This is a genomic window from Pseudomonas sp. GCEP-101 (assembly GCF_025133575.1).
Lineage (GTDB): Bacteria > Pseudomonadota > Gammaproteobacteria > Pseudomonadales > Pseudomonadaceae > Pseudomonas > Pseudomonas nitroreducens_B.
This window is the reverse complement of sequence record NZ_CP104011.1, coordinates 1,593,104-1,619,299: the sequence shown is the minus strand read 5'-3', so window position 1 is coordinate 1,619,299 and position 26,196 is coordinate 1,593,104. Positions and strand designations below refer to the sequence as shown.

Here is a 26,196-nt window from a genome sequence, read left to right as displayed (position 1 = left end):
GACGGGGCCTTTTTCGTGTGATGGGAAAGCTCGCTCCTACGAAAGGCGTATCAGTGTCCCGGATTGAACTGGCTGGCCAGCTCGCGCAGCACCGCTTCGGCGTCGAGCACCTTGCGCACGGCGTCCTCGGCTTTCTCCCGCGGGATATCCAGGCGATCCAGCAGGTCCTGCGGAATGTCGGTCTCCGGGCCGCTGCCGATGCCGTGGTTGCGCAGCAGGCGGGTCGCCAGGCACACCAGGTTGGCGTAGGCCGAGCAGTCGCCGGCGTAGGACGGATCGTGCTGGAAGCGCAGCGCGGTGTAGATTTCTTCCGGCATGTCCCAGGTGCGCATCAGCCAGGCGCCGATCTGCTCGCGGGTGATGCCCAGCAGGTGCTGCTCGACCAGGTTGTGCTCGACGTGCGGGTTCACTTCCAGGTGCCGGCAGATCAGCGAGAAGTGCGGCGGGAAGATGTGCGCCAGGACCAGGTAGCCGATGCTGTGCAGCAGCCCGCCCAGATAGGTCAGGCCGGCCTCCGGGCGTTCGGCGCGCGGCACGGCGCGGGTCAGGCCCTCGATCACCGCGGCGGTGTAGATCGCCTGGTGCCAGTAGGGCGTGGCGTGCTGCGGCTGGTCCTTGGGCAGGCTCAGGGTCTTGCCCAGGGCCAGGCCCAGGGCGAGGTTGATCACCAGGTCGAAACCCAGCACGCGGACGATGGCGTCCTCCACCGAACGGATCTTGCCGGGCGCAGCGTAGTAAGGCGATGCCGCCCAGCTGACCACCTGCGCGGCGAGCGCCGGGTCGGTCTCCACCACGCCGGTGATGTCGTCCACCGTGGCATTGGGATCGACCCGCAGCTTGATGATCTTCTGCGCGGTTTCCGGCAGCGGCGGAATCTCGATGGTTTCCTCGAGGCGCTGCTGGATGCGGCGGGCGGTGAACGCCTGCACGGCCTGGGTGATTTCCTTGCGGTCATCGTCCGGGCGGTCGAGGTTCGGTCGGATCGATTCCAGCGGCACGCCAAAACGCGCTGCACTGGCTTTTTCCAGCAGGCCGCGGAAGGCCGCCGTGGGAATTTCCAGGAGCGTGCCCGGCGCGCCGGATTCGATCAGCAGTTGCGGCTCCTGCAGCAGGCGCTCGTCGTACAGGCACGGCGAGCTGGTCAGCGGCGGCAGCGCCGGCAGGCGGCCGAGCTGGTGCTTGCCGAGCATGCGCTCCAGGCGATCGGGCTTGACCGCCACCAGCTTGCGCCCGGTGAGTTCGGCGAGGCGGTTCAGGTCCAGCAACTGGCTCTGCGGGAACAGCACCAGCAGGGTACCGACGGCGTCTTCCAGCAGGCTGGCCTGGACCCGGCGCGCGGCCGGCAGCGTCGTGGCGTCGCAGACTTCGCGAGACGCGATGCCCAGCTTGGCGAGCAGCTGCAGGATGACCTCGGGGGCCTGCGAGGAGTCGGATGGGGCGCGTGCGGCGTCGCTCATGAATGTGATCCGGTTATCAACGGCTGGGTCGGAGTATAACCACGCAGTCAGCGTGACCGAGCAGTCAACTGACCGATGAAGGTGAAATAGATCACACTTGTCCGTATTGCTGGCCGTGACGCAGCCAGCGGGCCAGCAATGGGCTCACCGATTGCGGCCAGTGGGCCAGCAGGGCCTGGGCGGCGTCGCGTACCGCCGGCAGCAGGTCGGCGTCGCGCATCAGGTCGGCCACCTTGAACTGCAGCAGGCCGGTCTGGCGGGTGCCGAGCATCTCGCCGGGGCCGCGCAGCTCCAGGTCCTTCTCGGCGATGACGAAGCCGTCGCAGGTCTCGCGCATGATGCCCAGGCGTTCGCGGCCGATCTGCGACAGCGGCGGATGGTAGAGCAGCACGCAGTGGCTCGCCGCACTGCCCCGTCCGACGCGCCCGCGCAGCTGGTGCAGCTGGGCCAGGCCCAGGCGCTCGGGGTTCTCGATGATCATCAGGCTGGCGTTGGGCACGTCCACGCCGACCTCGATGACGGTGGTGGCGACCAGCAGTTGCAGCAGGCCTTCCTTGAAGGCTTCCATGACCACGGCCTTGTCCGCCGGCTTCATGCGCCCGTGGATCAGCCCGACGCGCAGCTCGCCCAGCGCCGAGGACAGTTCCTCGTAGGTGGTCTCCGCCGCCTGGCAGGTGAGTTCTTCGGATTCCTCGATCAGCGTGCACACCCAATAGGCCTGGCGACCTTCGGCACAGGCGGCGCGCACCCGCTCGATCACTTCGATGCGGCGGCTGTCGGCCACCAGCACGGTGTTCACCGGGGTGCGGCCGGGCGGCAGCTCGTCGAGGATCGAGGTGTCCAGGTCGGCGTAGGCGCTCATCGCCAGGGTCCGCGGGATGGGCGTGGCGGTCATGATCAGCTGGTGCGGGCAGAGCCGGCCGTCGACGCCCTTCTGGCGCAGGGCGAGGCGCTGCTGCACACCGAAGCGGTGCTGTTCGTCGATGATCACCAGGGCCAGACGCTTGAACTTCACTTCGTCCTGGAACAGCGCGTGGGTGCCGACGATCATCGGTGCGCCGTCGGCGATTCGCTCCAGGGCGCTGGCGCGGGCCTTGCCCTTGAGCTTGCCGGCCAGCCAGGCGACTTCGATACCCAGCGGCTGCAGCCACTTGGTGAAGTTGAGGAAGTGCTGTTCGGCGAGGATTTCGGTGGGCGCCATCAGTGCCACCTGGTAGCCGGCCTCCAGCGCTTGCAGGGCGGCGAGGGCGGCGACCACGGTCTTGCCGGCGCCAACGTCGCCCTGCACCAGGCGCAGCATGGGTTCGGGCTGGGCGAGGTCGTAGGCGATCTCCGCGCCGACGCGTTGCTGCGCCCCGGTGGGCTTGAAGCCGAGGTTCTTCAGGTACAGCGCCGGCAGTTTCCTGGCCGGCGGCAGCTGCGGTGCGGCCTGGGAGCGCACGCTCTCGCGCAGGCGTTGCAGCGACAGCTGGTGGGTCAGCAGTTCCTCGAAGGCGAGGCGGTGCTGGGCCCAGTGGCGGCCTTCGGCGAGTTCTTCCAGGTCGGCGTCCGGCGGTGGCCGGTGCAGGTAGCGGATGGCTTCGTCCAGCGGGCCCAGGCGGTAGTCGCGGGCCAGTTCCGCCGGCAGCCAGTCGGGCAGGCTCGACGGCCCCAGGCGCGCCAGGGTCTGCTCGCTGAGCTGGCGCAGGCGCTGCTGGGTGAGGCCTTCGGTGGTGGGGTAGATCGGCGTCAGTGTCTGCTCCACCGGCGCTGCGGCGGCATCGGTCAGGGAGCGGTATTCGGGGTGGTAGATTTCCAGGCCGGAGGCGCCGGGGCGCGCTTCGCCGTAGCAGCGCAGGTGCGTGCCGCGCTTGAGGTTTTCCTTCTGCGCCTGGCTGAAGTGGTAGAAGCGCAGGCTCAGGGTGCCGGTGCCGTCCAGCAGGCGCACCAGCAGGCTGCGGCGCTTGCCCATCACCACGTCGGCGCCGGAGACCACGCCTTCGACCACCGCATCCTGCCCCGGGCGCAGCGCGCCGATGGGGGTGATGCGGGTGCGGTCCTGGTAGCGCAGCGGCAGGTGGAAGAGGATGTCCTGGAGGTTTTCCAGGCCGACCTTCGCCAGCTTTTCTTCCAGCGCGGCGCCCACGCCTTTGAGCGCGGTGACCGGGACGTTCGACAGATCGGTCATGCCGGCTCGGCTTCACCCTTGACGGTCGGCTTGGCGACCGAGCACAGGCGGATCGAGTCGGCCAGCACTTCGATGGCGCGCGGCCGCGGGAAGCTGGCGCGCCAGGCGATGGCGACGGTGCGGAAGGGTACGGGCGCGCTGAACGGGCGCACTTCCAGCACGCCCGGCGCGTAGTGGTGGCTGTCCACGGCGGAGAACGGCAGCACCGATACGCCCAGGCCGGAGGCGACCATGTGGCGGATGGTTTCCAGCGAGCTGGATTCCACGGTGGTGTGCTTGTTCTCGCCGCCCTTGTGGGTGGTGGGGCAGGCTTCCAGGACCTGGTCACGGAAGCAGTGGCCCTCGCCGAGCAGCAGCAGGCTCTTGTCGTTGAGCAGCTCCGGGTCGATGGTCTTCTTCGCGGTCCAGGGATGGTCCGCGGGCATCAGCACGTAGAAGGGCTCGTCGAACAGCTGCAGAGTCAGCACGTCGGCTTCCTGGAACGGCAGGGCGATGATGATCGCGTCCAGCTCGCCGGTACGCAGCTTGTCGCGCAGGATGTGGGTGAAGTTTTCCTCGATGTACAGCGGCATCTGTGGAGCGACCCGGTGCAGCTGCGGGATCAGGTGCGGGAACAGGTACGGGCCGATGGTGTAGATGGCGCCGACCTTGAGCGGCGAGGTCAGCTGGTTCTTGCCAGCCTGGGCCAGTTCGCGGATGCCCTGGGCCTGCTCCAGCACCTTCTGCGCCTGCGCCACGATGCCTTCGCCGACCGGGGTCAGGCGTACCGCGCTCTTGCTGCGCTCGAAGATCAGCACGCCGAGCTCGTCTTCGAGCTTCTTCACGCCCACCGACAGCGTCGGCTGGCTGACGTGGCAGCGCTCCGCGGCGCGGCCGAAGTGTTGCTCCTGGGCAAGCGTGACGATGTAGCGCAGTTCGGTAAGGGTCATGGCGACTAAGTCCGTTGAGGTGGCCCAAGCATAGCGGCTGCACCGCCGCGAACCAACCGCGCTAAACTGCCGAGCTTTGATTCGCGGAGCCAAGCATGAGCAAGAGCACCTTCCCCAGCCTGATGATCGTCGGCTGCGGCGACGTTGGCAGCCGCCTGGGCCGCCAGCTGGCCGCGCGCGACTGGCGCGTCCACGGCCTGCGTCGCACGGTCGCCGCACTGCCGCTGGAAGTGCTGCCGGTGGCCGGTGACCTGGGCCAGCTCGAATGCCCGGACACCTGGCCGGTGGGTCGGCTGGACTACCTGGTGTTCTGCGCCGCCGCGAGCCAGCACGACGAAGCCGGTTACCGCGCCGCCTACGTCGAAGGGCTGCGCAACACCCTCGGTTGGCTGCAGCAGCGCGGGCAGACGCCCAGGCGCCTGCTGTTCGTCTCCAGCAGCGGCGTGTACGCCCAGCGCGACGGCGAGTGGGTCGACGAGAGCTCGCCGGCCCAGGCGCAGAGCTACTCCGGCAGCGTGATGCTCGAAGCCGAGCAACTGGCGCTGCACAGCGGCATTCCCGCCAGCGTCGTGCGCCTCACCGGCATTTACGGTCCCGGCCGCGAGTGGCTGCTCAGGCAGGTGCGCGAGGGCTACCGGGTCGCCAGCGAGCCGCCGCTGTACGCCAATCGCATCCATGCCGAAGACGCCGCCGGCCTGCTCGCCGCGCTGCTGGAAGCCGACCGCAGCGGCGCTGTGCTTGAGGACTGCTACCTCGGCGTGGACAACGAGCCGGCGGCGCTGCACGAGGTGGTCGGCTGGTTGCGCGAGCAGCTGGGCGTCACCCACTGGGCCGACGAGCAGACCGTGCGCCGCGCCGGCAGCAAGCGCTGCAGCAATGCCCGCGCCCGCGCCCTGGGCTGGGCGCCGCGCTACCCGAGCTTCCGCGAAGGCTATGCGGCCATCCTCGCCGGCAAGCAGGACTGAAAGGTCTGATGGACGCCAACCGGCTGCTGGCGCGCCCCTGGTTGCCTGGGGTGGAGTTGTTCCATGCGGACTTCTCCGGCCAGCCATTCGGGCGTCACAGCCACGATGCCTTCGCCATCGGCGCCATCCTCCAGGGTGCCGGTGGCTACCAGTGCCGCGGCGCGCACCACGTGCTGCCGGCCGGCACCCTGTCGTTGATGAACCCGGAGGAGCCGCACACCGGCAATGCCGAGAGCGAGCGGCTGGTCTATCGCATGCTCTACATCGAGGAATCGCGCCTGCTCCCGCTGCTGGGGCGCAAGCAGTTGCCGCGGGGCTTCCAGGCGCTCAATCCGCACGATGACGGGCAGGTGGCGGAGGCGCTGCGGCGCGTCGCCAGCGAGTTCGAGCGCAACGATGCGCTGGCGCTGGAGAGCGAACTGCTGGCGCTGCTGGAGTTGGTGTTCGTTCGCCACGGCGGCATGCGCCCGGCTGCCTCGGCCTCGCGCGATGGCAGCGTGACCGCAAGACTGCGCGACTACCTGGAGGCGCACTACCGCGAGGCGGTCAGTCTCGAAGCGCTGGCTGCGCTGCTGCAGCGCCATCCGCGCCACCTGATCGACGCCTTCCGCAACGCCTATGGCGTGCCGCCGCACACCTACCTGCTGCAGCGCCGTATCCGCGAAGCCAAGCGCCTGCTGGTGGCCGGCGAGAAGCCACTGGACGTCGCGCTGGCCCTGGGCTTCTACGACCAGGCGCACTTCTCCGGCACCTTCCGCCGCTTCACCGGCGTCACGCCGGGGCGCTTCCTGCGCGCCACGCGCACCTGACTTTCTTCCAAGACCGGCGAGCCCCGACGCTTCCAGACTGCGCGACGCCGCTTTCCGGGAGATCGCCATGTTCGCCGCTTTCGCGCTGGTCGCCAGCACCCACTTCGCCGCCCTGCTGTCGCCGGGGCCGGACTTCTTCCTGTTGATCCGCGCCGCGCTGCTGCGGGGGCGGCGCCATGCCGACGGCTGCGCGGCGGGCATCGCCCTGGCCAATCTGGCGAGCATGCTGCTGGTGCTGTTCGTCCTCGGCCTGCTGCCGGACGTGGCGAGCCAGGGCCTGCGGGTGGTGCAGCTGCTGGGTGGCGCCTACTTCGTCTGGCTCGGTGCGCAGGCGGTGCTGGCGCGGCGGGAGCTGGAAATTCCCATGGAGCGGGGAGCGCTGCGCAGTGGTGGATTCCTGCGCGGTATGCGCGAGGGCCTGCTGGCCAGCAGCCTGAACCCCAAGCTGCCGATCTTTTACACTGGGCTGTTCGGCGTGCTCGGGCAGTTCCACCTGCCGGGCTGGGCGCTGGGCGTCTGCGTGCTGTGGATGGGCACGGTGGTGCTGCTGTGGGACATGGCGCTGGTGCGCCTGCTGGATCGCCCGCGCTGGCGAGGCTGGCTCAAGCGCCGGGTCACGGCGCTGGACCGCCTCTGCGGCGGCCTGCTGCTGGCGCTCGGGGGCTGGCTGCTGTGGAGCGGGCTGCGCTGACGTTGCGTCAATCGCCCCCGCTCGCGCAGGTCAATCGCGCTCCAGGGTCCAGACCTTGTTGCCGGGTTCGTAGCTGGGCATCTCGTCGGCCTGGGCGCGGTTCACCGCTTCGAACAGCTCCAGCTTGTCGCCGTCGCGCTCGAACAGGTATTCGCGGCCCTGCTGGCCCTGTTGCAGCCAGATGCTGTCGTTGTCGCCGCTCATCGCCGCGCAGTCGCCGGCCAGGCACAGCGCGTAGCGATCGAAGCCGGGCATGCCCTCGAGGCTGCCGTTGGGGGCGAACTTGACCTTGCTGCCCTTGCCGTCGCCTTCCTCGATGATCCAGGTGCCCTTGAGGTACGCGGCGTAGAGCGCGTTCTCGAAGGTGCTGCCGGCCGGGCCTTGCGCGGCGGGCTGCTCCTTGGGGCGCTGGAAGCGCTGCTCAGGCCAGTTGTCGCTGCCCACCTGCACCAGCTCCTTGCCGTCCAGCTCCAGGGATTCCTGGTTGCTGCCGTAGAAGTCGACGCGGTAGTGCTTGGGATCTTCGGCGGTCAGTTGGCCTTCGCCCAGCTCGAAGCCGTTGCTGAAGGTGGCCTGACGGGCCTTGGTGTCCAGCTTCCATTCCAGGTTCGGGCCGTAGGCCAGCAGCGCCTCGCGCAGCTTGCCGCCCTTGCCGGCAGCATCGATGGCGGCCTGGTTGACCCAGACGCCGGAAGGGTCGGACGGGGTGCCGGCGCAGCCGGTGAGCAGGCTGACCAGGGCGCTCAGGATCAGGGCGCGACGCATGTGTGCTCCTTGCAGACAAGAAAACGGGGCCCTGAAGGCCCCGTTTGGGAGTTACGGCTTATTCCAGGACGACGATGGCGTCCATCTCGACCTGGGCGCCCTTGGGCAGGGCGGCAACGCCGATGGCGGCGCGGGCCGGGTAGGGCTGGGTGAAGTACTTGCCCATGATCTCGTTGACCTTGGCGAAGTGCGACAGGTCGGTGAGGAAGATGTTCAGCTTGGCCACGTCGTGCAGGTAGCCGCCGGAGGCTTCGATGACGGCCTTGAGGTTCTCGAAGACCTGGACGGTCTGCTCTTCGAAGCCCTCGACCAGTTCCATGGTTTTCGGGTCCAGCGGGATCTGACCGGAGACATAGACGGTGTTGCCAGCCTTGATCGCCTGGGAGTAGGTGCCAATGGCGGCCGGTGCCTTGTCGGTGTGGATAACGGTCTTGGTCATGTCGACTCCTTGGGGTGGGGATCAGCTGCGCATGCGGGTGATGCGGATCACGCCCTTGAGCGCGCGCAGCTTCTTGATGACGCGGGCCAGGTGCACACGGTCATGCACGCTGACGACGAGCTGGACCACGCTGATGCGACCGTCGCGCTCGTCCATGCTGATCTTCTCGATGTTGCCGTCGGCCGCGTTGACGCTGGTCGCCAGCAGGGCGATCAGGCCGCGCTGGTGCTCCAGCTCGACGCGCAGTTCGACGTTGAATTCGCCGGTGACATCCTTGGCCCAGCTGAGCTGGATGCACTTTTCCGGATTGTGGCGGATTTCGCTGATGTTCCGGCAGTTCTCCAGGTGCACGACCATACCCTTGCCGGCTGACAGGTGGCCGACGATGGGGTCGCCCGGAATCGGCGTGCAGCACTTGGCGTAGCTGAGCACCAGGCCCTCGGTACCGCGGATCGCCAGCGGCCCTTCGGCGCTGGGCGCTTCCTCGCCTTCGCTGGACAGCAGGCGGCGCGCGACCACGTAGGCCATGCGGTTGCCCAGGCCGATTTCCTCGAGCAGGTCCTCGAAGACTTCCATGCGGTATTCGTTGAGCACGCCCTGGATGCGTTCCTGCGGGATCTTCTCCAGGTGGCTGTCGAAGCCGGCCAGGGTCTTGTTCAGCAGGCGCTCGCCGAGGTTGATCGACTCGGAGCGGCGTTGCAGCTTGAGCGCATGGCGGATATGCGTGCGCGCCTTGCCGGTGACCACGAAGTTGAGCCAGGCGGGGTTCGGCCGGGTGCCCGGCGCGGTGACGATTTCCACCGTCGCGCCGCTCTGCAGCGGTTCGGACAGCGGCGCCAGGCGGCGGTTGATACGGCAGGCGATGCAACTGTTGCCGACGTCGGTGTGCACGGCGTAGGCGAAGTCCACGGCGGTCGAACCCTTGGGCAGCTCCATGATGCGGCCCTTGGGCGTGAAGACGTAGACCTCGTCCGGGAACAGGTCGATCTTCACGTTCTCGATGAATTCCAGCGAGTTGCCGGCGCGCTGCTGCAGCTCGAGGATGCCCTTCACCCACTGGCGGGCGCGGGCATGGGTGCCTTTCTGCGCTTCTTCTTCACTGGACTTGTACAGCCAGTGGGCGGCGATGCCGTGGTTGGCCATCTCTTCCATCTCGCGGGTGCGGATCTGGATCTCGATGGGCACGCCATGCATGCCGAACAGCGTGGTGTGCAACGACTGGTAGCCGTTGGCCTTGGGAATCGCGATATAGTCCTTGAATCGACCGGGGAACGGCTTGTACAGGTTGTGCACGGCGCCGAGCACGCGGTAGCAGGTGTCGACCTTGTCGACGATGATGCGGAAGGCGTAGACGTCCATGATCTCGTTGAACGCCTTGCGCTTGCCGCGCATCTTCTTGTAGATGCTGAACAGGTGCTTCTCGCGGCCCAGGACCTGGCCTTCCATGCCTTCGCGGGCGAGGCAGTTGACCAGCGATTCCTGAATCTTGCCGACGATCTCGCGGCGGTTGCCGCGCGCTTTCTTGACTGCCTGGCGGATGCGTTCGGAACGCATCGGGTGCATGGCCTTGAAGCCCAGGTCCTCGAATTCCACGCGCATGCTGTGCATGCCCAGCCGGTTGGCGATGGGAGCGTAGATTTCCAGGGTTTCCTTGGCGATGCGCCGGCGCTTTTCGCCCGACAGCACTTCCAGGGTGCGCATGTTGTGCAGGCGGTCGGCCAGCTTCACCAGGATCACGCGGATGTCGCGCGCCATGGCCATGGCCATCTTCTGGAAGTTCTCGGCCTGCGCCTCGGCCTTGGACTCGAAGTTCATCTGGGTCAGCTTGCTGACCCCGTCCACGAGTTCCGAGACGGTCTCGCCGAACTGCCCGGTGAGGGCTTCCTTGGCGATGCCGGTGTCCTCGATCACGTCGTGCAGCATGGCCGCCATCAGGCTCTGATGGTCCATGTGCATGTCGGCGAGGATGTTGGCGACGGCGAGCGGATGCGTGACGTAGGCTTCGCCGCTGCGGCGGCGCTGCCCGTCGTGGGCCTGCTCGGCGTAGTAGTAGGCGCGGCGGACCAGGTTGACCTGATCCGGGCCCAGATAGCTCGACAGCCGGTCGGCGAAGGCGTCTATGCTCGGCATGGGTCAACCCCCTGCCGAGCGGAACATCGCGGCGCGCCGATTCGTCGGCCTGACATCGACTTACAGGGCCTCGTTGTTGGCCTCGTCTTCAAAAGCAGCGAACAGCGGCTCTTCTTCAACCACGTCCTCCTGCTGAACGATCTCAGCATCCACCAGGCCCGAGGCGATCTCGCGCAGAGCGACGACGGTGGGCTTGTCGTTTTCCCAGGCTACCTTCGGCTCCTTGCCGCCGGTGGCCAGCTGGCGCGCGCGCTTGGTGGCGAGCATGACCAGCTCGAAACGGTTATCGACGTTGTCCAGGCAGTCTTCAACGGTGACGCGGGCCATGGTGTTCCTCGTTACTAAAATGGAAGCCCGGAGAATGCCGGGCGGACTGGATAGTCTAAAAAATCGCCAATCTGAATGGAAGTGCCTTCTCTCGCCCGTTTCAGGCCAGCAGGCTCTGCAGCAGCTCGGCATGGCGTTGCTGCTGGGCGTCCTGGCGCAGCTGGCGGGCGCGGAAGATCGCCTTGAGGTCTTCCAGCGCGTGGGCGAAATCGTCGTTGATCACTAGGTGATCGTATTCCACATAGTGGCTCATCTCGCTCACCGCTTCCTGCATGCGCCGCTCGATCACCTCGTCGCTGTCCTGGCCGCGGTTGGTCAGGCGCTGGCGCAGGGCCTGCTGGCTGGGCGGCAGGATGAAGATCGACTGCGCCTGGGGCATCAGCCGGCGCACCTGCTGCGCGCCCTGCCAGTCGATCTCCAGGATCAGGTCGTTGCCGTCGGCGAGGGTCTTTTCCACCCAGCGCTGGGACGTGCCGTAGAGGTTGTCGAAGACCTGCGCATGTTCGAGAAACTCATTGCGCTCGAGCATGGCGGTGAAGGTGTCGCGGCCGACGAAGTGATAGTTCACCCCGTCCACTTCGCCCGGGCGCATGGCGCGGGTGGTGTGGGAGACGGAGACGCGCACGCTGGGCATGACGTCGAGCAGGGCCTTGACCAGGCTGGTCTTGCCGGCGCCCGACGGCGCGGAAACGATGTACAGGGTGCCTGACATGGCGCTTTCCTGGAGTTGCGGTGGATGGGGCCGGAGGCGTCCGGCTTATTCGATATTCTGGACCTGTTCGCGCATCTGCTCGATCAGGACCTTGAGGTTGACCGCGGCCTGGGTGGAGCGCGGGTCGAAAGCCTTCGAACCCAGCGTGTTGGCCTCGCGGTTGAGTTCCTGCATCAGGAAGTCCAGGCGCCGCCCGGCGGCACCGCCGGCCTTGAGTACGCGGCGCACTTCGGTGACGTGGGTGCTAAGCCGGTCCAGTTCCTCGGCGACGTCGCTCTTCTGCGCCAGCAGGACCATTTCCTGCTCCAGGCGCTGCGGGTCGAGCTCGGCCTTCATCTCGGTGAAGCGGTCGAGGATCTTCTGGCGCTGGTTGGCGAGCATTTCCGGCACCAGCTGGCGCAGGTTGGCCACCTCGTCCAGCATCGCCGCCAGGCGTTCGTCGATGATCTTCGACAGCTCGGCGCCTTCGCGGGCGCGGCCCGCCTTGAGCTCGTCCAGTGCCTGGGTGAAGGCGGCCAGCGCGCTGGCATTGAGCGCCTGCGGATCGGCGGCGTCGCCCACCAGCACGCCCGGCCAGGCGAGCACCGCCAGCGGGTCGAGCGCGGCGGGGTTGTTGATCAGGCCGGCGACGGTCTCGGCGGCGGCAACCAGCTGCGCGGCGCGCTCGCGGTCGACCTGCAGCGTCTTGCCGGCGTTTTCCTCGTTGAAGCGCAGGGTGCATTCCACCTTGCCGCGCGAGAGCCCCTGGCGCAGCGCTTCGCGCACCGCGCCTTCGAGGTCGCGGAAGGCTTCGGGCAGGCGCAGGTTGGGTTCGAGGTAGCGGTGGTTGACCGAGCGCAGCTCCCAGCTCAGGGTTCCATGGCTGCTGGCGCGCTCGACGCGGGCGAAGGCGGTCATGCTGTGGACCATGGAGTCACCTCTCTCAAAGACTGGGAAAACCGCCGACATGTCGTCGGAAACCGGTAATTGTACCCCAGCGTAGCGCGCAGCCGCACGCCGGCGGTGGTTGCGCCCGTCCGCTGGCCTCTATAATGGCGGACATTCCCCCGCCAGTAATCTGTACAGGATGCCTCCATGAACCGTCCCAGTGGCCGCGCCGCCGACCAACTGCGCCCGATCCGTATCACCCGCCATTACACCAAGCACGCCGAGGGCTCCGTGCTGGTCGAGTTCGGCGACACCAAGGTGATCTGCACCGTCAGCGCCGAATCCGGTGTGCCGCGCTTCCTCAAGGGCCAGGGCCAGGGCTGGCTGACCGCCGAATACGGCATGCTGCCGCGCTCCACCGGCGAACGTAACCAGCGCGAAGCCGCGCGCGGCAAGCAGGGTGGCCGCACCCTGGAGATCCAGCGCCTGATCGGTCGTTCCCTGCGCGCCGCGCTGGATCTTTCCAAGCTGGGCGAGAACACCCTGTACATCGACTGCGATGTGATCCAGGCCGACGGCGGTACCCGCACCGCGTCGATTACCGGTGCCACCGTGGCGCTGATCGACGCCCTGGCCGTGCTGAAGAAGCGCGGCGCGCTCAAGGGCAACCCGCTCAAGCAGATGGTCGCTGCCGTCTCCGTGGGCATGTACCAGGGCGAGCCGGTGCTGGACCTGGACTACCTGGAAGACTCCGCCGCCGAGACCGACCTGAACGTGGTCATGACCGATTCCGGCGGCTTCATCGAAGTCCAGGGCACCGCCGAGGGCGTGCCCTTCCAGCCGGCCGAGCTCAATGCCATGCTGGAGCTGGCGCAGCAGGGCCTGCGCGAACTGTTCGAACTGCAGCGCGCCGCGCTGGCGGAATGATCCGACGGGCGGCGCGTCCGCCCGATCTTCACCTGCAAGGAGCCAAAGGATGAGCGACGACGTACTGGTACAACAGGTTCAGCCGAGCCAGGAGGCCCGGCAGTGGGCGATGTTCTGCCACTTCGCCGCCTTCCTCGGCTTCATCTTCCCCTTCGGCAACCTGCTCGGGCCGCTGATCGTCTGGCAGATCAAGCGTGAATCGGACCCCTTCGTGGACCGGCAGGGCAAGGAAGCGCTGAACTTCCAGATCACCGTGAGCCTCGCGGTGGTGGTCAGTTTCCTGCTGATGCTGGTGGTGATCGGCTTCTTCCTGCTCGGGCTGGTGAGCATCGGCGCGCTGGTGCTGACCATCATCGCCGGGATCAAGGCCAACGAAGGGCTGGATTACCGCTATCCCTTCACCTGGCGGCCGATCAAGTAGGCCCGCAGCAGACACGAAAAAGCCGGCGCGAAGCCGGCTTTTTTCTGTGCGCCCGATGGCGGCAGGTGCGACTCAGATGCTCAGGGTCCAGTCGTAGTCCACGATCAGCGGCGCATGCTGGGAGAAGCGCGGCTGGCGCGGCAGCTTGGCGCTGCGCACGAAGCGGCGCAGACCCGGCGTGAGGATCTGGTAGTCGAAACGCCAGCCCAGGTTGAGCAGCTCGGCCTGTTCGCTTTCCGGCCACCAGCTGTACTGGTCGCCTTCGCGGTTGACCTCGCGCAGGGCGTCGACATAGCCCATGGTGCCGAAGATCTCATCCATCCAGCCACGCTCCGGCGCCATGAAGCCGGGCGACTGCTGGCATTCGCGCCAGTTCTTCACGTCCAGCTTCTGGTGCGCGACGTACAGCGAGCCGCAATAGATGTATTCGCGGCGCTTGCGGCGCTGCTTGTTCATGTATTGGGCGAAATCGTCCATGAACTTGAACTTGTGGTTCAGGTTCTCGTCCCCTTCCTGCCCGGTAGGCAGCAGGAGAGTGGCGATACTCACCTTGTCGAAATCGGCTTGCAGGTAGCGCCCGTAACGATCGGCCATCTCGAAACCCAGGCCGCTTATGACAGCCTTGGGTTGCAGACGACTATAGATTGCGACGCCACCCTGGCTGGGCACTTCGGCATCGCAGGCGTACAGGAAGTAGCCATCCAGTTGGTAGGATGGGTCATCCAGATCGAAAGCGGAGGCGCGGGTATCCTGCAAGCAGATCACGTCGGCATTCTGGGCTTGCAGCCAACTGAGCAAACCACGCTCGGCTGCAGCCTGAATACCATTCACGTTCACACTGATGATCCGCATAAATGGCCCCCAAAATCACGTGTGTGTATGATACCCGAGCTCAAACGGTTTAGCTAAATTCATACCGGCCGGTTCTCTCCCATGCAGCCATATCAACGCGATTTCATCCGCTTCGCCATCGAGCGCGGCGTTCTTCGTTTCGGCGAATTCACCCTCAAGTCCGGGCGCACCAGCCCGTACTTCTTCAACGCCGGCCTGTTCAACACCGGCGTTGCGCTGTCCCAGCTGGGTCGTTTCTACGCCAGTGCGGTGGTCGACAGCGGCATACCTTTCGACGTGTTGTTCGGCCCGGCCTATAAAGGAATTCCGCTGGCGGCCGCTACAGCCATTGCGCTGGCGGAACAGCATGGCCGCGACCTGCCTTGGTGCTTCAACCGCAAGGAAGCCAAGGACCACGGCGAAGGCGGCACGCTGGTCGGCGCCCCGCTGACCGGCCGCGCGCTGATCATCGACGACGTGATCACCGCCGGCACCGCGATCCGCGAAGTCATGCAGATCATCGACGCCCAGGGCGCACAGGCCGCCGGCGTGCTGATCGCGCTGAACCGCCAGGAACGCGGCAAGGGCGAGCTGTCGGCGATCCAGGAGGTCGAGCGCGACTTTTCGATCCCGGTGGTCAGTATTGTCTCGCTGGAGCAAGTGCTGGAGTATCTGGCTGGCGACAGCCAGCTCAAGCAGCATCTCGCGGCAGTCGAGGCCTATCGAGCGCAGTACGGTATCTAAGCGGAACAAGGGTGTCGGGCATGGCCAAGCAGGGTGCTTACCGTTACAGGGTGTTGATGGGGCTGCTTGGCGTCATGCTCGCCGGCCAGGTGGCGGCTGCCGGCCAGCCGGCCAGCCAGGTGGAGCTGTACCGCTATGTCGATGACCGCGGCATCACCGTCATCGACCGCCTGGGTGTGCCGCCGCAGTACATCGGCAAGGGTTACCAGGTGCTCAACGAGCAGGGCCGGGTGATCCGCGAGGTACCGCCGGCGCCGACCGCCGCCGAGATCGAGCAGCGCAAGGCAGATGCCGCCCGCGCCAGTTCCGACCAGCAGCTGATGCGCCTGTACACCAGCGTCGAGGACGTCGACCGTGCCCGTGACCGCAAGCTGGCCGAGCTCGATGGGCTGACCAGCGTGGCCAAGGGCAACCTGCAGTCGCTGAAGAACCAGCAGGCCAACCTCCAGGCCCGCGCTGCCGATCAGGAGCGCGCCGGGCGCCCGGTGCCGGAGGATCTCGTCGCGCAACTGAACAACCTGCGCAGCGACGAACAACGCCTGCTGCAGGACATCGCCCGTTACCAGCAGCTGCGCACCCAGGCGCAGAGCAGCTTCGCCGCCGATCGGGCGCGTTTCGTCCAGATCTCCGGCGGCAATTGAGGCAGGCGCTCGCCGCGCTTATTGCTGCGGCGAGACACGCTCGAATTCGTTGATCTTCCCGCGCAGCCAGTCCGGCAGCGGCTGGCTCGTACGGTCAACGCCTGCATAGGCGTAGATCAGCTCCCCCAGCGTCAGCAGGGTTTCCTCGCACCAGATCGACACCTGGAAGGTCAGGCTGCTGCGGCCCAGCCGGCTGACGCGCACGCCCATTTCCAGCCAGTCGTCGAAGCGCGCGGGCGCCAGGTATTCCAGGGTGGTCTTCACCGCGAACAGATCGCCGCCGCCGCGCAGCAGGTCTGCCGGGTAGCTCACGCCCAGGTGGCGGTAGTACTCGGTGGTGGCGACGTCGGCGTAGGTCAGGTAGTTGCCGTTGAAGACGATGCCCTGCGGGTCGACCTCCGACCAGCGCACGCGCAGGCCGTGGAAGAAGCTGAAGTCATTGCGGGAGACGGGAGAGGCGGCCATGGCGGACAAACTCCTGAAGGCGTGTTCGACGCGGCCTGCGCATGAGCTGGCGGCGGCGGCGTCGAACAGGCAAAAAAACACCCGCGTGGATCGCTCCAGGCGGGTGTCGTTTTCGATCAGCGATGCTTGCGGTTGGTGATCAGCGTGCCGACACCGCTGTCGGTGAAGATCTCCAGCAGCACGGCATTGGGCACGCGGCCATCGATGATGTGCGCGCTGGTCACGCCGCCCTGCACCGCTTCCAGGGCGCAGCGGATCTTCGGCAGCATGCCGCCGTAGATGGTGCCGTCGGCGATCAGCTCGTTGACCTGCTCGGTGGTCAGGCCGGTGAGGACCTGGCCCTGCTTGTCCATCAGGCCGGCGATGTTGGTGAGCAGCATCAGCTTCTCGGCCTTCAGCGCCTCGGCCACCTTGCCGGCCACCAGGTCGGCGTTGATGTTGTAGGACTCGCCGTTGGCGCCCACGCCGATCGGTGCGATGACCGGGATGAAGTCGCCCTGCACCAGCATGTTCAGCAGCTCGACGTTGACCCCGGTGACTTCGCCCACATGGCCGATGTCGATGATTTCCGGCTTGGTCATCTCCGGGGTCTGGCGGGTGACGGTGAGCTTCTTCGCGCGGATCAGCTCGGCGTCCTTGCCGGTCAGGCCGATGGCGCTGCCGCCATGACGGTTGATCAGGTTGACGATGTCCTTGTTCACCTGGCCGCCGAGGACCATTTCCACCACGTCCATGGTCTGCGCGTCGGTGACGCGCATGCCATCGATGAAGTGGCTCTCGATCGACAGGCGGTTGAGCAGGTCGCCGATCTGCGGACCGCCACCATGGACCACCACCGGATTGATGCCGACGGCCTTCATCAGCACCACGTCGCGGGCGAAGCTGTTCTTCAGCTCGTCCGTTTCCATGGCGTTGCCGCCGTACTTGATCACCAGCGTCTTGCCGACGAAGCGGCGGATGTAGGGCAGGGCTTCGGCAAGGACGCGGGCAACCTGGGCGGCGTCATCGCGGCTCTGGGTCATGGTGGGCTCCGGCATAGTGCTACGTAAGGGTCAGAAGGGCAGGCTGAGCGCGGGGTCGACCGCTTTCAGCTGGGTACGGAACACGTCCTTGATGCGTTCCAGTTCGTCCTGGGAATCCGCCTCGAAACGCAGCACCAGCACCGGCGTGGTGTTGGAGGCACGAACCAGGCCCCAGCCTTTGGGGTAATCCACGCGCACGCCGTCCAGGGTGGTGAGGTTGGCTTCACCCCACTGGCCGCGGGCCTGCAGCGCCTCGATCAGGGCGAACTTGCCCTCGTCGGTGACGGTGATGTTGATTTCCGGGGTGGAAATGTCCAGCGGGAAGGCGGAGAACACGCGCTCGGCGTCGCGCTTGTCCAGGCTGATGATTTCCAGCAGGCGCGCGGCGCTGTAGATGCCGTCGTCGAAGCCGTACCAGCGCTCCTTGAAGAAGATGTGGCCGCTCATCTCGCCGGCGAGCAGGGCGCCGGTTTCCTTCATCTTCTTCTTGATCAGCGAGTGGCCGGTCTTCCACATCACCGGACGACCGCCGTAGCCGCTGATCAGCGAGATCAGGCGACGGGTGCATTTGACGTCGAAGATGATGTCCGCGCCCGGGTTGCGCGATACCACATCCTTGGCGAACAGCATCAGCAGGCGGTCGGGGTAGATGATGGTGCCTTCGTTGGTCACCACGCCCACGCGGTCGCCGTCGCCGTCGAAGGCCAGGCCCAGGTCGGCGCCGGTTTCCTTGACCTTGGCGATCAGGTCTTCCAGGTTCTCGGGCTTGCCCGGGTCCGGGTGGTGGTTGGGGAAGGTGCCGTCGACGTCGCAGTACAGCGGGATCACGGTGCAGCCCAGGGCTTCGATCAGCTGCGGGGCGATCACGCCGGCCACGCCGTTGCCGCAGTCCACCACCACTTTCAGCGGCTTGGCCAGGGCGATGTCGTCGCGGATCTGCTGGAAGTAGCGCGGCAGGATGTCGATCTGCTGCACGCTGCCCACGCCGGAGGCGAGGTCATCGTTCTGGATGCGCTCGCGCAGGGCCTGGATCTGTTCGTTGGCCAGGGTCTCGCCAGCGACGACGATCTTGAAGCCGTTGTAGTCCGGCGGGTTGTGGCTGCCGGTGAGCATCACGCCCGACTTGCCTTCCAGGACATTGGCCGCGTAGTACAGGACCGGCGTCGGCACCATGCCGATGTCGGTGACCTGGCAGCCGCAATCGACCAGGCCCTGGATCAGTTGCTGGACCAGCTCGGGGCCGGACAGGCGGCCGTCGCGGCCCACGGAGACGCACGACTCGCCGCGCGCCAGGCTTTCGGAACCGATCGCGCGGCCGACCCAGTAGGCGGTCTCGGCGGTCAGGGTGTCGCCGACCACGCCACGGATGTCGTAGGCGCGGAAGATGCTGGCGGGCAGCTGCGGGGCTTTTGGCGTGCTCATAGCGTGTGTGTGCTCCAATCCCAGGAGGTCCTGGTCTTCATCAAGAATGTCGATGTCCAGAATGTCGGTGCTCTGGAACAGCGGATCGACCAATGGCGTGTCGGCTCCGGCGGTCGGGGCGCTGGCAGCGGCGACAGCCGGCGTCGGCTGTACGGGGGCTGCTGGCGCGGCGGGGGCGCTGGCACCGGGTGTTTCGGTCTTGCGGCGCGGCTGGCGGGCCAGCGCCTGAGCCAGCGCCTGCAGACTCGGCAGGCTCAGCTCAGGAGCTTTGGCAGTGCGTTGGCCGGCGAGTTCCTGAATGAACTGCCCCAGGGCCTGGGCATCTTTGCTGACCCGGCGCTGCATCGCACTTTGCGCAAGATAGAGGCCCAGCAGGCCGCCGGCCAGTGCCAGGAGCGCGGCGATGCCCAGCAGGGCTGGCGAATACAGCGGCGCGGTGACGGTCGGGCCGGGGCTGAAACGCAGCTTCCAGTTCGGGTTGCCGCTGGGCAGTTCGATGGCGCTGGCGCCCCCGGCCTGGCCACGTTGCAGCAGGACCTGGGCGGGCGAGTTGCCGAACTGCTGGGACAGCTGCAGCTGGCCGATGTCGGCGGACATCGGCGGCAGGCTGGCCAGCACGCGCTGCAGGTCGACGACCAGCAGCAGCGAGCCCTGGATCGAATTGTCCGCGCCGCGCAGGGCGGTGGGGCTGTAGACCAGCCAGCGGGTGCCGACCTTGTAGGCCTCCGGCGCCACGGCCTGGCCGCTCTCGACGCGGTGCAGCATGTCCAGCGCCGCGTAGTTCAGCGGGCCGGGGCGGGACGTGTCCTGCACGGCCTGGCCGCTGGCGTTCAGGTGCACATCCACCAGGCCGTCCAGATGGCCCTGGGTCAGGGTCTTTTCCAGCGCGGCGATGCGGGTCGGATCATTGCTTTGCAGGGTCGGCAGCAACTGCGGGTCGCTTGCCATGGCGCGGCTGTCGGCGGCCAGCAGGCTGAGGGACTGGCGCAGGGCGCCCGCCTGGTTCTCCGACCAGGCGCTGCTGACCTGGCGGACATGCGCCTGGTCGGCCTGGCCAAACAGGCTGAACCACAGCAACGCCCCCGCTGCCGCCACGCCGCCCACGGTCAGCGCCAGGGCAGGCAGCAGCGGCTTGAGGTCGAGCTTGGCGGCCGGGCCCTTGGCGGGCTTCTCCGCCGGCACGAGTTCCGGCAGCTCGGCGCTGTCCTTGGCAGTGCGTTGGAAAAGTTTCATGCAACGTCTCCTCGGCGATTCATCCTGAAAGGGGTAAGGGTCAATGGCTGCCGGAATGCCCGAAGCCGCCGGCGCCGCGCTGGCTCTCGTCGAAACTCTCGACCAGCTCGAAATGCGCCTGCACCACCGGTACCAGCACCAGCTGGGCAATGCGTTCGCCGATGGCGATGGTGAATGCGCTGTTGCCGCGGTTCCAGCAGGAGACCATCAGCTCGCCCTGGTAGTCCGAGTCGATCAGGCCGACCAGGTTGCCCAGTACGATGCCGTGCTTGTGGCCCAGGCCCGAGCGCGGAAGGATCAGCGCCGCCAGGCCCGGATCGGCGATGTAGATGGACAGGCCGGTGGGGATCAGCACGGTCTGGCCCGGCTCGAGGACACAGTCCTCCTTGAGCATGGCGCGCAGGTCGAGGCCGGCGGAACCCGGGGTGGCGTACTGCGGCAGCGGGAAGTCGCTGCCCAGGCGGGGATCGAGGATCTTGGCTTGCAGGGAGTGCATTGAGTTCTCAGTGTCGAGTGATGCGTTCGGCGATGAAGGCGATCAGCTGGCGGGCGATCTTGCCCTTGCTGGTCTGGGCGAACGCAGTCTTGTGCAATTCGCGGTCGATGACCGTGATGGCGTTCTCTTCGCTATTGAAGCCGATGGACGGATTGGCCACGTCGTTGGCGACGATCAGGTCGAGATTCTTGTCCTTGAGCTTGCGCGAGGCGTATTCGAGCAGGTTCTCGGTCTCCGCCGCGAAGCCGACGCTGAAGGGCCGGTCCTCGCGCAGCGAGAGGGTGGCGAGAATGTCGGGATTGCGCACCAGCTGCAAGAGCAATCCGTCACCGGTGGTGGGGTCTTTCTTGAGTTTCTGCGTGGCGACCAGCTCGGGCCGGTAGTCGGCCACGGCGGCGGAGGCGATCAGGATGTCCGCCGGCATCGCCGCTTCGCAGGCGGCGAGCATGTCGCGGGCGCTGACCACGTCGACGCGGCTGACCCGGTCCGGGGTCGGCAGGTGTACCGGGCCGGTCACCAGGGTCACGCGGGCGCCGGCTTCGGCGGCGGCCTCGGCCAGGGCGAAGCCCATCTTCCCGGAGCTGTGGTTGGTGATGTAGCGCACCGGGTCGATGTTTTCCTGGGTCGGCCCTGCGGTAATCAGGATGTGCTGGCCGGTCAGGGCCTTGAACTCGAAGCAGTCGGCGGCCAGTTGCGCCAGCTCGTGCGCTTCGAGCATGCGGCCGGGGCCGACATCGCCGCAGGCCTGGCTGCCGGCGGCGGGGCCGAAGAAGCGCAGGCCGCGCGAACGCAGCAGTTCGGCATTCACCTGGGTGGCCGGGTCGCGCCACATGGCCTGGTTCATTGCCGGCGCCAGGGCGACCTGCGCGTCGGTGGCCAGCACCAGGGTGGTCAGCAGGTCGTTGGCCACGCCCTGGGCCAGGCGCGCCATGAGGTCGGCGGTGGCGGGGGCGATCAGCACCAGGTCGGCCCAGCGGGCCAGTTCGATGTGCCCCATGGCCGCTTCGGCGGCGGGGTCGAGCAGGTCCAGGTGCACCGGGTGGCCGGACAGCGCCTGGAGCGTGAGCGGGGTGATGAACTCGCGGCCGCCCTGGGTCATCACGACACGCACCTCGGCGCCCTGGTCGCGCAGGCGGCGGACCAGTTCGGCGCTCTTGTAGGCGGCGATGCCGCCGCCGACGCCCAGAACGATGCGTTTACGATAGAGCCGCTGCATAGGCCAGCCTTAAATACGGAAATGGATGACGCGCGCTGAAGCCGATGACGCCTCCCCAGGCCTCCGGCTGCGCGAAGCGAGGGGGCTAAGATAGCACAGCGCCTGCGCCGGAACAGCGGGCGCGCCTGACCTGGGAGGTGGCGTGAGAATTCTCGATTGGCCTGCGGCGGAGCGCCCACGGGAGAAGCTGCTCGAGCGCGGCGCGGCGAGCCTGAGCGACGCCGAATTGCTCGCCATCTTTCTGCGCACCGGCGTCGCCGGTTGCAGCGCCGTCGACCTGGCGCGCCGGCTGCTGGTGGAGTTCGGCAGCCTGCGTGCACTGCTGGAGGCGGACCTGGATGCCTTCTGTCTGCACCACGGCCTGGGCCCGGCGAAGTTCGCCCAGCTGCAGGCGGTGCTGGAAATGGGGCGCCGGCACCTGGCCCAGGACATGGACCGCGGCCCGGCGCTGGAAAGCCCGCAGGCGGTGCGCGACTTCCTCAAGGCCCGCCTGCGCCACGAACCCCATGAAGTGTTCGCCTGCCTGTTCATGGACAACCGCCACCGCATGCTGGCGTTCGAGGTGCTGTTCCACGGTTCCATCGACAGTGCCAGCGTCTATCCGCGGCAGATCGTCAAACGCGCCCTGGCGCACAACGCCGCCGCGCTGATCCTGGCGCACAACCATCCCTCGGGCATCTGCGAACCGAGCCACTCCGACCGCCTGCTGACCCGGCGCATCGTCGAGGCGCTGGCGCTGATCGACGTGCGCGTGCTGGATCACTTCATCGTTGGCGACGGTGCGCCGCAGTCAATGGCTGAGCTGGGCCTGCTCTGAGACGCGGCGCTGAATGTCCCGCAGCAGGCGCCGGCGGATCAGCCCGCTGACCGGGCGGATCGCCAGCCAGTAGGGCGTGAACAGCAGGCGACTGCGGCGGTCCGGGCAGTGCACGCGGGTTTCCGTGCGGACGAGGGTGAAGCCCTCCTGCTCGGCCTGCTCGCAGGAGAAGTGCAGCACCAGTCGGGCGGTGCCGGGCTCGGCGAAGCGTCGGAAGGCGTCGCCATCGGCGCATGGGCGCAGGCCGAAGTCGCCACGCCAGAATCGCCCGATCAGGCCGTAGGCGATCTCCCGATCGCCCTGGCGACCCAGCAAGGTGAATTCATGCAGGCCGAAGCGCGGCCGCTCCGCCAGGGCATTGCGCAGGCCCAGGCGCAACGCCAGCCGCGCCGGTGCCTCGCGGATCTGCAGCAGGCGCTGCACCAGCGGATCGTGCTCGGCGGTCAGTCGGGTGACCGCATCCAGCACCTGGCCGGGCGTCGCCCGCATGCTCAGCGTGTGCCGCTCGGCGAACTGGAAGGCCGGCAGCAGGTAGTCGAGCAGCCCCTCGTTCAGAGTTGTACCTTCGAGTAGTCCTGGCGGCCGAAGGGGCTCACCGCATAGCCCTTGACGTTCTTCTGGGTCAGCGCCGAGGCGGTCGGGTGGGCCAGCGGCAGCCACAGCGCCTGGTCGTGGATGATCTGCTGGGCCTGGTGGTACAGCTCGCTGCGCTTGGCCTGGTCGGCCACGGCCTTGCCCTGGCTGATCAGGCCGTCGAGCTTCTCGTCGCAGTAGCGCGCGAAGTTCAGCCCGGACTTGACGCTGGCGCAGGCGAATTGCGGGGTGAGGAAGTTGTCCGGGTCGCCGTTGTCGCCGGCCCAGCCCATGAACAGCAGGTCATGCTCGCCGGCCTTGGCGCGGCGGATCAGCTCGCCCCATTCGATCACGCGGATCTCGGCCTGGATGCCGACCTGCGCCAGGTCCGCCTGCAGCAGCTGGGCGCCGACGCTGGGGTTGGGGTTGAGCAGGCTGCCGGTCGGGCGGGTCCAGATGGTGGTCTTGAAACCGTCCTTGTGCCCGGCTTCGGCGAGCAGCGCGCGGGCCTTGTCCAGGTCACGCGGGTAGCCGGGGATGTCCTTGGCATAGCTCCAGGTGTTGGGCGGGTAGACGCCGTCGGCGGCGGTGGCGCTGCCGGCGAACACGCTCTTGAGGTAGCTGCCCTTGTCGAAGGCGAGGTTGATTGCCTGGCGCACCTTGGGGTTGTCCAGCGGCGGGTGCTGGCTGTTGATGCCGACGAAGGCGGTCATGAAGGCGGGCGTCTGCTCGACCTTGAGGCTGGCGTCCTTGGTGGCGGCTTCCACGTCCAGCGGCTTGGGCGACAGGGCGATCTGGCACTCGCCGCGCTTGAGCTTCTGCAGGCGCACGGCGGCGTCGGGGGTGATGGCGAAGACCAGGTTATCCACCGCCGGCTTGCCGCCGAAGTACGCGGCGTTGGCGGCGTAGCGCACCACGGCGTCCTTCTGGAAGCGCTTGAAGACGAAGGGCCCGGTGCCGATCGGCTGGGCGTTGAGCTTCTCCGGGGTGCCGGCCTTCATCAGCTGGTCGGCGTACTCGGCGGAATAGATGGAGGCGAAGCCCATGCTGAGCATCGCCAGGAAGGTAGCGTCCGGGTGGTTGAGGCTGAAGCGCACGTGGTGCTCATCCACCTTCTCCACCGCCTTGACCAGGCTGGGCAGCTGCATCGACTGGGCATGGGGGAAGCCGCTCTGGGCGACCTTGTGCCAGGGCTGCGCCGGGTCGAGCATGCGCTGGAAGCTGAACACCACGTCGTCGGCGGTCAGCTTCCGGCTCGGCTTGAAGTAGTCGGTGTGGTGGAAGGCCACGCCGTCGCGCAGCTGGAAGTCGTAGGTCAGGCCGTCATCGGACACCTTCCAGCTCTCGGCCAGGCTCGGCACCACTTCGCCACGGGCGGCGTCGAAGTCCACCAGGCGGTTCATCAGCACGTCGGCCGAGGCGTTGGTGGTGGTCAGCGAGTTGTACTGGACCACGTCGAAGCCTTCGGGGCTGGCTTCGGTGCACACGCTCAGCGAGGCGGCGCTGGCCAGGGCGGGGGAAAGCAGGAGGGCGAGAAGGGCAAGACGCATGACGAACTCCGTGTGAGCTGGCAAGATGCCCATCCGTGATGGCTGGGCGGGGTCATGCAAGGCTGTTGGCAGCCTCGAAGGAGCTACCCTAGACCAAGCCGCCGCCCGTCACAACGATGACAGGCGACGAACGGCACCGGTGCCGCGCCCCACGGGGGCTGGCGTCTGGTTTTCCGAGTCATGCTTTCCCTTGCAGCGCAAAGTGACTTTCTGATATAAAGCTGCGCTCTTTTCTGGGGCCCTGCTCTGATCCTGCGAGTCGATCGCGGCGAAGCGGCAGTTAAGACCCCGGTGAAACTGAGAATCCAATTGAGTTAAGCAGCCAACCCATGCCGGGTTTGGCATGTGGTTTACAGAGGGCTGAGCCATGTCGAGAGTTTGCCAAGTGACCGGTAAGGGTCCGGTTACCGGGAACAACATTTCCCACGCACACAACAAAACCCGCCGCCGTTTCCTGCCGAACCTGCAGCACCACCGTTTCTGGGTTGAGTCCGAGAAGCGCTTCGTGCGTCTGCGCGTTTCCGCCAAAGGCATGCGTATCATCGACAAGCGTGGCATCGAGGCCGTTCTGAACGACCTGCGCGCCCGCGGCGAAAAATTCTAAGGAGCTGCAGTCATGCGCGAACTGATCCGTTTGGTGTCCAGCGCCGGTACCGGCCACTTCTACACCACCGACAAGAACAAGCGTACCAAGCCTGAGAAAATCGAGATCAAGAAATACGATCCGGTTGTTCGCAAGCACGTGATCTACAAGGAAGCCAAGATCAAGTAATTGATCGACGCCCTTGTGAAGAAACCCGCCCCTCGTGGCGGGTTTTTTTATCCCCGGCTTTTGTGTCGATTTACTTGAAAATTGACGCTGGAGGTGCGGCAATTTATGCCAAAAGGTGCTGGTCTTGAACCTCCAATCCTGCAGATTGAAATCTGGGATGGTTACGAGCTTGTTGGCTCGACAATTCTTGCTTAAAGGTGCTGGAGCTTTGGGGGGGCAGGCTGGGGAATGGCTGATTTATCGGTAAATTGCGAGATACAAACGCTGTCGGTCAGTGGTCTTGGCTCTCAGCCGGCAAACAAAAAAGCCCGCTTTCTACAGCGGGCTTTTTCATGTCGGGGGAGGGTTCAGGCCTTCTGCTCGAAGATCACGTAGACCTTGCGGCAGGGCTCCAGCACTTCCCAGGTGCCGCTGAAGCCGGCGGGGATGACGAAGCGGTCGCCCACGCGCACGGTCTTGGCGCCGCCGTTGGCGTCGCGGATCACCGACACGCCCTGGAGGATCTCGCAGTACTCGTGCTCGGTGTAGCTGACGTTCCACTGGCCCGGCTCGCCTTCCCAGATGCCCACGTTGAACTGGCCGCACTCGCTGGCGTAGTGGTTGCGCACATTCTGCGCCGGGTCGCCCTTGATGATGCGGTCCGGGGCGGGGCGGTAGTGTTCGGGGGCGGTGGTGGCCTGGGCGAAATCGACGATCTGCTCGACGTTCATGGCGGTCTCGGTTCTTTGAGTTGTTGGCGAGAGTGCGTGCGGGCACGCGCAGCGCTGTTGGATATTTACTCCGACGCGGCTGTCGGAAAACCATCAGC

At 66.7% G+C, this 26,196-nt stretch carries 28 protein-coding genes; 10 read left to right on the top strand and 18 right to left on the bottom strand.

What is annotated here, in order from left to right; genetic code table 11:
* Positions 1-50 precede the first annotated feature (50 nt).
* The 3 genes from N0B71_RS07340 to N0B71_RS07330 all read right to left on the bottom strand — a co-directional run bounded on the left by N0B71_RS07340 (position 51) and on the right by N0B71_RS07330 (position 4,553).
* Positions 51-1,457: an aminoacyl-tRNA deacylase and HDOD domain-containing protein gene (locus N0B71_RS07340; protein ID WP_259758102.1), complete on the bottom strand. Its 1,407-nt coding sequence runs from the start codon at positions 1,455-1,457 to the stop codon at positions 51-53.
* 91 nt (positions 1,458-1,548) lie between these two features.
* Positions 1,549-3,624, bottom strand: a complete 2,076-nt coding sequence (recG, locus tag N0B71_RS07335; protein ID WP_259758101.1) for an ATP-dependent DNA helicase RecG — start codon at positions 3,622-3,624, stop codon at positions 1,549-1,551.
* A complete protein-coding gene (locus tag N0B71_RS07330; protein ID WP_017520699.1) occupies positions 3,621-4,553 on the bottom strand; it encodes a hydrogen peroxide-inducible genes activator in 933 nt (310 codons plus the stop codon). The genes recG and N0B71_RS07330 overlap by 4 nt, the downstream gene beginning before the upstream one ends.
* A gap of 95 nt (positions 4,554-4,648) precedes the next feature.
* Between N0B71_RS07330 and N0B71_RS07325 the strand changes: the two genes are divergently transcribed.
* From N0B71_RS07325 to N0B71_RS07315, 3 genes are all read left to right on the top strand, one after another.
* Complete coding sequence (locus N0B71_RS07325) at positions 4,649-5,518, top strand: NAD-dependent epimerase/dehydratase family protein (protein ID WP_259758099.1); 870 nt, start codon at positions 4,649-4,651, stop codon at positions 5,516-5,518.
* A gap of 8 nt (positions 5,519-5,526) precedes the next feature.
* A complete protein-coding gene (locus N0B71_RS07320) occupies positions 5,527-6,327 on the top strand; it encodes a helix-turn-helix transcriptional regulator (RefSeq protein ID WP_259758098.1) in 801 nt (266 codons plus the stop codon).
* A 67-nt stretch (positions 6,328-6,394) separates the two neighbouring features.
* Positions 6,395-7,018 carry a LysE family translocator gene (locus N0B71_RS07315; protein WP_259758097.1) on the top strand — a complete coding sequence of 208 codons (624 nt, stop codon included), beginning with the start codon at positions 6,395-6,397 and terminating at the stop codon, positions 7,016-7,018.
* Between the two features lie 30 nt (positions 7,019-7,048).
* Here the strand turns inward: N0B71_RS07315 and N0B71_RS07310 are convergent, their stop codons facing one another.
* From N0B71_RS07310 to N0B71_RS07285, 6 genes are all read right to left on the bottom strand, one after another.
* Positions 7,049-7,783 (bottom strand): hypothetical protein, encoded by a 735-nt coding sequence (locus N0B71_RS07310; protein WP_259758096.1) that lies wholly within the window; start codon positions 7,781-7,783, stop codon positions 7,049-7,051.
* A gap of 58 nt (positions 7,784-7,841) precedes the next feature.
* A complete protein-coding gene (locus N0B71_RS07305) occupies positions 7,842-8,222 on the bottom strand; it encodes a RidA family protein (RefSeq protein ID WP_024762056.1) in 381 nt (126 codons plus the stop codon).
* 21 nt (positions 8,223-8,243) lie between these two features.
* Complete coding sequence (gene spoT / locus N0B71_RS07300; RefSeq protein WP_259758095.1) at positions 8,244-10,352, bottom strand: bifunctional GTP diphosphokinase/guanosine-3',5'-bis pyrophosphate 3'-pyrophosphohydrolase; 2,109 nt, start codon at positions 10,350-10,352, stop codon at positions 8,244-8,246.
* Between the two features lie 60 nt (positions 10,353-10,412).
* The gene (gene rpoZ, locus N0B71_RS07295) at positions 10,413-10,679 is read right to left on the bottom strand and encodes a DNA-directed RNA polymerase subunit omega (RefSeq protein WP_043256481.1); all 267 of its coding nucleotides are present in this window, start codon (positions 10,677-10,679) and stop codon (positions 10,413-10,415) included.
* A gap of 100 nt (positions 10,680-10,779) precedes the next feature.
* Complete coding sequence (gene gmk / locus N0B71_RS07290) at positions 10,780-11,391, bottom strand: guanylate kinase (RefSeq protein WP_259758094.1); 612 nt, start codon at positions 11,389-11,391, stop codon at positions 10,780-10,782.
* A gap of 45 nt (positions 11,392-11,436) precedes the next feature.
* Positions 11,437-12,300 carry a YicC/YloC family endoribonuclease gene (locus N0B71_RS07285; protein ID WP_259758093.1) on the bottom strand — a complete coding sequence of 288 codons (864 nt, stop codon included), beginning with the start codon at positions 12,298-12,300 and terminating at the stop codon, positions 11,437-11,439.
* Positions 12,301-12,465: 165 nt separating this feature from the next.
* On the opposite strand from N0B71_RS07285, the gene rph reads away from it, so the two are divergent.
* Both rph and N0B71_RS07275 read left to right on the top strand, forming a co-directional pair.
* Complete coding sequence (gene rph, locus N0B71_RS07280; RefSeq protein WP_259758092.1) at positions 12,466-13,185, top strand: ribonuclease PH; 720 nt, start codon at positions 12,466-12,468, stop codon at positions 13,183-13,185.
* Positions 13,186-13,234: 49 nt separating this feature from the next.
* Positions 13,235-13,606 (top strand): DUF4870 domain-containing protein, encoded by a 372-nt coding sequence (locus N0B71_RS07275; RefSeq protein ID WP_259758091.1) that lies wholly within the window; start codon positions 13,235-13,237, stop codon positions 13,604-13,606.
* Positions 13,607-13,678: 72 nt separating this feature from the next.
* Here the strand turns inward: N0B71_RS07275 and N0B71_RS07270 are convergent, their stop codons facing one another.
* Complete coding sequence (locus tag N0B71_RS07270; protein ID WP_015479555.1) at positions 13,679-14,458, bottom strand: exodeoxyribonuclease III; 780 nt, start codon at positions 14,456-14,458, stop codon at positions 13,679-13,681.
* An 81-nt stretch (positions 14,459-14,539) separates the two neighbouring features.
* Between N0B71_RS07270 and pyrE the strand changes: the two genes are divergently transcribed.
* Positions 14,540-15,181, top strand: coding sequence for an orotate phosphoribosyltransferase (gene pyrE / locus N0B71_RS07265; RefSeq protein ID WP_259758090.1), 642 nt, complete (start codon positions 14,540-14,542; stop codon positions 15,179-15,181).
* Positions 15,182-15,201: 20 nt separating this feature from the next.
* On the top strand, positions 15,202-15,822 hold the full coding sequence (locus tag N0B71_RS07260; RefSeq protein ID WP_416790816.1) for a DUF4124 domain-containing protein: 621 nt from the start codon (positions 15,202-15,204) through the stop codon (positions 15,820-15,822).
* A gap of 18 nt (positions 15,823-15,840) precedes the next feature.
* Here the strand turns inward: N0B71_RS07260 and N0B71_RS07255 are convergent, their stop codons facing one another.
* From N0B71_RS07255 to coaBC, 5 genes are all read right to left on the bottom strand, one after another.
* Positions 15,841-16,287 carry an acyl-CoA thioesterase gene (locus tag N0B71_RS07255; RefSeq protein ID WP_088419879.1) on the bottom strand — a complete coding sequence of 149 codons (447 nt, stop codon included), beginning with the start codon at positions 16,285-16,287 and terminating at the stop codon, positions 15,841-15,843.
* 116 nt (positions 16,288-16,403) lie between these two features.
* Positions 16,404-17,309, bottom strand: a complete 906-nt coding sequence (argB, locus tag N0B71_RS07250; RefSeq protein WP_259758089.1) for an acetylglutamate kinase — start codon at positions 17,307-17,309, stop codon at positions 16,404-16,406.
* Positions 17,310-17,339: 30 nt separating this feature from the next.
* The gene (locus N0B71_RS07245) at positions 17,340-19,964 is read right to left on the bottom strand and encodes a phosphomannomutase/phosphoglucomutase (protein ID WP_259758088.1); all 2,625 of its coding nucleotides are present in this window, start codon (positions 19,962-19,964) and stop codon (positions 17,340-17,342) included.
* Positions 19,965-20,004: 40 nt separating this feature from the next.
* Positions 20,005-20,460, bottom strand: a complete 456-nt coding sequence (dut, locus tag N0B71_RS07240) for a dUTP diphosphatase (RefSeq protein WP_259758087.1) — start codon at positions 20,458-20,460, stop codon at positions 20,005-20,007.
* Positions 20,461-20,467: 7 nt separating this feature from the next.
* Positions 20,468-21,676: a bifunctional phosphopantothenoylcysteine decarboxylase/phosphopantothenate--cysteine ligase CoaBC gene (coaBC, locus tag N0B71_RS07235; protein WP_259758086.1), complete on the bottom strand. Its 1,209-nt coding sequence runs from the start codon at positions 21,674-21,676 to the stop codon at positions 20,468-20,470.
* 142 nt (positions 21,677-21,818) lie between these two features.
* Between coaBC and radC the strand changes: the two genes are divergently transcribed.
* Entirely contained in the window at positions 21,819-22,493 is a 675-nt protein-coding gene (gene radC / locus N0B71_RS07230) for a RadC family protein (protein ID WP_259758085.1), read from the top strand.
* Here the strand turns inward: radC and N0B71_RS07225 are convergent.
* Together N0B71_RS07225 and N0B71_RS07220 are read right to left on the bottom strand one after the other, a co-directional pair.
* Positions 22,467-22,982: a hypothetical protein gene (locus tag N0B71_RS07225; protein ID WP_259758084.1), complete on the bottom strand. Its 516-nt coding sequence runs from the start codon at positions 22,980-22,982 to the stop codon at positions 22,467-22,469. The two genes, radC and N0B71_RS07225, sit on opposite strands and share 27 nt — an antisense overlap.
* A 62-nt stretch (positions 22,983-23,044) precedes the next feature.
* Entirely contained in the window at positions 23,045-24,616 is a 1,572-nt protein-coding gene (locus N0B71_RS07220) for an ABC transporter substrate-binding protein (RefSeq protein WP_259758083.1), read from the bottom strand.
* A 367-nt stretch (positions 24,617-24,983) separates the two neighbouring features.
* On the opposite strand from N0B71_RS07220, the gene rpmB reads away from it, so the two are divergent.
* Together rpmB and rpmG are read left to right on the top strand one after the other, a co-directional pair.
* Complete coding sequence (gene rpmB, locus N0B71_RS07215) at positions 24,984-25,220, top strand: 50S ribosomal protein L28 (RefSeq protein ID WP_009614118.1); 237 nt, start codon at positions 24,984-24,986, stop codon at positions 25,218-25,220.
* Positions 25,221-25,232: 12 nt separating this feature from the next.
* The gene (rpmG, locus tag N0B71_RS07210) at positions 25,233-25,388 is read left to right on the top strand and encodes a 50S ribosomal protein L33 (protein ID WP_017520721.1); all 156 of its coding nucleotides are present in this window, start codon (positions 25,233-25,235) and stop codon (positions 25,386-25,388) included.
* A 347-nt stretch (positions 25,389-25,735) separates the two neighbouring features.
* Here rpmG and N0B71_RS07205 read toward each other — a convergent pair whose 3' ends face one another.
* On the bottom strand, positions 25,736-26,098 hold the full coding sequence (locus tag N0B71_RS07205) for a cupin domain-containing protein (RefSeq protein WP_259758082.1): 363 nt from the start codon (positions 26,096-26,098) through the stop codon (positions 25,736-25,738).
* Positions 26,099-26,196 lie beyond the last annotated feature (98 nt).

Coding starts and splice junctions, on each gene's coding strand:
- rpmB (WP_009614118.1), top strand. CDS start 24,984: ATGTCGAGAGTTTGCCAAGTGACCGGTAAGGGTCCGGTTACCGGGAAC.
- N0B71_RS07225 (WP_259758084.1), bottom strand. CDS start 22,982: ATGCGGGCGACGCCCGGCCAGGTGCTGGATGCGGTCACCCGACTGACC.
- coaBC (WP_259758086.1), bottom strand. CDS start 21,676: ATGCAGCGGCTCTATCGTAAACGCATCGTTCTGGGCGTCGGCGGCGGC.
- gmk (WP_259758094.1), bottom strand. CDS start 11,391: ATGTCAGGCACCCTGTACATCGTTTCCGCGCCGTCGGGCGCCGGCAAG.
- N0B71_RS07205 (WP_259758082.1), bottom strand. CDS start 26,098: ATGAACGTCGAGCAGATCGTCGATTTCGCCCAGGCCACCACCGCCCCC.
- N0B71_RS07315 (WP_259758097.1), top strand. CDS start 6,395: ATGTTCGCCGCTTTCGCGCTGGTCGCCAGCACCCACTTCGCCGCCCTG.
- N0B71_RS07260 (WP_416790816.1), top strand. CDS start 15,202: ATGGCCAAGCAGGGTGCTTACCGTTACAGGGTGTTGATGGGGCTGCTT.
- N0B71_RS07270 (WP_015479555.1), bottom strand. CDS start 14,458: ATGCGGATCATCAGTGTGAACGTGAATGGTATTCAGGCTGCAGCCGAG.
- rph (WP_259758092.1), top strand. CDS start 12,466: ATGAACCGTCCCAGTGGCCGCGCCGCCGACCAACTGCGCCCGATCCGT.
- N0B71_RS07255 (WP_088419879.1), bottom strand. CDS start 16,287: ATGGCCGCCTCTCCCGTCTCCCGCAATGACTTCAGCTTCTTCCACGGC.
- N0B71_RS07305 (WP_024762056.1), bottom strand. CDS start 8,222: ATGACCAAGACCGTTATCCACACCGACAAGGCACCGGCCGCCATTGGC.
- N0B71_RS07330 (WP_017520699.1), bottom strand. CDS start 4,553: ATGACCCTTACCGAACTGCGCTACATCGTCACGCTTGCCCAGGAGCAA.
- N0B71_RS07340 (WP_259758102.1), bottom strand. CDS start 1,457: ATGAGCGACGCCGCACGCGCCCCATCCGACTCCTCGCAGGCCCCCGAG.
- spoT (WP_259758095.1), bottom strand. CDS start 10,352: ATGCCGAGCATAGACGCCTTCGCCGACCGGCTGTCGAGCTATCTGGGC.
- recG (WP_259758101.1), bottom strand. CDS start 3,624: ATGACCGATCTGTCGAACGTCCCGGTCACCGCGCTCAAAGGCGTGGGC.
- argB (WP_259758089.1), bottom strand. CDS start 17,309: ATGACCCAGAGCCGCGATGACGCCGCCCAGGTTGCCCGCGTCCTTGCC.
- pyrE (WP_259758090.1), top strand. CDS start 14,540: ATGCAGCCATATCAACGCGATTTCATCCGCTTCGCCATCGAGCGCGGC.
- rpoZ (WP_043256481.1), bottom strand. CDS start 10,679: ATGGCCCGCGTCACCGTTGAAGACTGCCTGGACAACGTCGATAACCGT.
- N0B71_RS07320 (WP_259758098.1), top strand. CDS start 5,527: ATGGACGCCAACCGGCTGCTGGCGCGCCCCTGGTTGCCTGGGGTGGAG.
- N0B71_RS07245 (WP_259758088.1), bottom strand. CDS start 19,964: ATGAAACTTTTCCAACGCACTGCCAAGGACAGCGCCGAGCTGCCGGAA.
- dut (WP_259758087.1), bottom strand. CDS start 20,460: ATGCACTCCCTGCAAGCCAAGATCCTCGATCCCCGCCTGGGCAGCGAC.
- N0B71_RS07310 (WP_259758096.1), bottom strand. CDS start 7,783: ATGCGTCGCGCCCTGATCCTGAGCGCCCTGGTCAGCCTGCTCACCGGC.
- rpmG (WP_017520721.1), top strand. CDS start 25,233: ATGCGCGAACTGATCCGTTTGGTGTCCAGCGCCGGTACCGGCCACTTC.
- N0B71_RS07285 (WP_259758093.1), bottom strand. CDS start 12,300: ATGGTCCACAGCATGACCGCCTTCGCCCGCGTCGAGCGCGCCAGCAGC.
- N0B71_RS07220 (WP_259758083.1), bottom strand. CDS start 24,616: ATGCGTCTTGCCCTTCTCGCCCTCCTGCTTTCCCCCGCCCTGGCCAGC.
- N0B71_RS07325 (WP_259758099.1), top strand. CDS start 4,649: ATGAGCAAGAGCACCTTCCCCAGCCTGATGATCGTCGGCTGCGGCGAC.
- N0B71_RS07275 (WP_259758091.1), top strand. CDS start 13,235: ATGAGCGACGACGTACTGGTACAACAGGTTCAGCCGAGCCAGGAGGCC.